The organism is Pseudoxanthomonas sp. LjRoot204_2, from assembly GCF_056175765.1.
Map to the genome: position 1 here is coordinate 1 of NZ_JBGFFG010000474.1, position 2,366 is coordinate 2,366.

The following is a 2,366-nucleotide window of genomic DNA, read 5'->3' on the forward strand; positions in this document are numbered from 1 at the left end:
GGACTGGGCAATCCCGGTGCCGAACATGCCCGAACCCGGCACAACGCCGGGTTCCATTTTGTCGACGCCCTGGCGGAACGGCAGGGTGAGCGGTTCGGTCTGGACAGCAAGCTGTTCGGCGAGACGGCGAAGGTCTTGGTCGCCGGCCAGCCGGTGTGGCTGCTGAAGCCGGCCACGTACATGAACCTCAGCGGCAAGTCCGTGGCAGCTGCTCTGCGCTTCTGGAAGATCGCGCCGGAGGAGGCCTTGCTGGCGCACGACGAACTGGATCTTCCCCCCGGTGCCGCGCGACTCAAGTTCGATGGCGGTCACGGCGGCCAGAACGGCCTGCGCGACACCATCCAGCACCTGGGCCATGGCAAGTTCCACCGGCTGCGCATCGGCATCGGCCATCCGGGGCACAAGGACCGCGTGACGGGCTGGGTATTGGGCAAGCCGGGCAAGGATGACGAAATCCTGATCGCGCGGGCGGTCGACGATGCCATCGACGTGCTGCCGCTCGCGGTCGCGGGCAATTTCATGTATGCGATGACGCGGTTGCATACGAAGAAGCCGTGATTGGTGATTGGTGATTTACAGGCGCGCAGCTGGCCGCGAATCACCAATCACGAATCACGAATCCCGGATGTACACATGGGCATCAAATGCGGCATCGTCGGCCTGCCGAACGTCGGCAAGTCGACCCTSTTCAATGCGCTGACCAAGGCGGGCATCGCCGCGGCCAACTTCCCGTTCTGCACCATCGAGCCGAATGTGGGCGTGGTGCCGGTTCCCGACCTGCGCCTCAACCAGCTGGCCGAGATCGTCAAGCCGCAGAAGGTGATCCCGACGGCGGTGGAGTTCGTGGATATCGCCGGCCTGGTCGCAGGCGCAGCCAGCGGAGAAGGCCTCGGCAACAAGTTCCTGGCCCACATCCGCGAGGTCGATGCGATCACGCACGTGGTGCGCTGCTTCGAGAACGATGACGTCATCCACGTCAACAACCGGATCGATCCGATTTCGGATATCGACACCATCGACACCGAGCTGGCCCTGGCCGACCTGGAGAGCGTGGAAAAGGCGCTGAACCGCGCCGAACGCTCGGCCAAGGCGGGCGAGAAGGATGCGATCGCCCGCAAGCCGGTGCTCCAGAAGCTGCAGGCGGGCCTCAACGACGGCAAGCCCGGCCGCGCGCTGGGCCTGGACGAGGAGGAGAAGGCGCTGGTCCGCGACCTGTTCCTGCTGACCCTGAAGCCGGTGATGTACGTGGCCAACGTGCTGGAGGACGGGTTCGAGAACAACCCGCACCTCGAGGCCGTGCGTGCCCGTGCCCTGACCGAGGGTGCCCAGGTGGTTCCGGTGTCGGCCGCCATCGAAGAGGAGCTGTCGCAGCTGGACGATGCCGACCGCGATGCTTTCCTGGCCGACCTCGGCTTGGACGAGCCGGGCCTGAATCGGGTGATCCGGGCCGCCTACACGCTTCTGGGCCTGCAGACCTACTTCACCGCAGGYGTGAAGGAGGTGCGTGCCTGGACGGTGCGGGCCGGTTCAACCGCCCCCCAGGCCGCGGCGGTGATCCACACGGACTTCGAGAAGGGATTCATCCGCGCCGAGACCATCGCGTTCGACGACTTCCTCAAGTACAAGGGTGAGTCGGGTGCCCGCGATGCCGGCCGCCTCCGGCTGGAAGGCAAGGAATATCGCGTGCAGGAAGGTGATGTCCTGCATTTCCGGTTCAATGTCTGAGAAAAAAGTGGTGCGGGCGCGTTGACAGACGGTCGAGTACCCGCCAAAATCTCGGGCTGTTTCACCCTGGTTTGATTTGGCCCTCCAGCCCAGTCAGTCCGGTGATCCCGGAGGGATACCCAAGCGGCCAACGGGGGCAGACTGTAAATCTGCTGGCTTACGCCTTCGGTGGTTCGAATCCACCTCCCTCCACCAGTTTTCGTTGTTGTTTCGCGTTGTAGTGGTCTCCCGGTGCGGGAGTAGTTCAATGGTAGAACTGTAGCCTTCCAAGCTACTAGCGCGGGTTCGATTCCCGTCTCCCGCTCCACTGAACACCTGCGCAGGACCTGCGGCAATCCAGGCAGCACAACCGTTTCACGCTCACGTAGCTCAGTCGGTAGAGCACCTCCTTGGTAAGGAGGAGGTCGAAGGTTCGATTCCTTTCGTGAGCACCACTTCCATCCATTGATCCACTCGAGAACCAGCAGCCATGGCAAAGGGTAAGTTCGAACGCACCAAGCCCCACGTTAACGTGGGCACGATTGGTCACGTTGACCACGGCAAGACGACGCTGACGGCGGCGCTGACGAAGATCGGCGCGGAGCGTTTCGGTGGCGAGTTCAAGGCCTATGACGCGATCGACGCGGCGCCGGAAGAGAAGG

3 protein-coding genes and 3 tRNA genes are annotated in these 2,366 nt (G+C 63.5%); all 6 read left to right on the forward strand.

Annotated features, from left to right (window positions below; genetic code table 11):
* A partial coding sequence (gene pth, locus AC04L7_RS16770) for an aminoacyl-tRNA hydrolase (RefSeq protein WP_475513463.1) occupies nt 1–558 on the forward strand: 558 nt, incomplete at its 5' end.
* 75 nt (nt 559–633) lie between these two features.
* Nucleotides 634–1,725 carry a redox-regulated ATPase YchF gene (ychF, locus tag AC04L7_RS16775; protein WP_296281985.1) on the forward strand — a complete coding sequence of 364 codons (1,092 nt, stop codon included), beginning with the start codon at nt 634–636 and terminating at the stop codon, nt 1,723–1,725.
* Between the two features lie 109 nt (nt 1,726–1,834).
* Nucleotides 1,835–1,920, forward strand: a tRNA-Tyr gene (locus tag AC04L7_RS16780).
* 38 nt (nt 1,921–1,958) lie between these two features.
* Nucleotides 1,959–2,032: transfer RNA gene (locus tag AC04L7_RS16785), tRNA-Gly, on the forward strand.
* Nucleotides 2,033–2,083: 51 nt separating this feature from the next.
* Nucleotides 2,084–2,159: transfer RNA gene (locus AC04L7_RS16790), tRNA-Thr, on the forward strand.
* A gap of 35 nt (nt 2,160–2,194) precedes the next feature.
* A partial coding sequence (locus AC04L7_RS16795; RefSeq protein ID WP_295949238.1) for a GTP-binding protein occupies nt 2,195–2,366 on the forward strand: 172 nt, incomplete at its 3' end.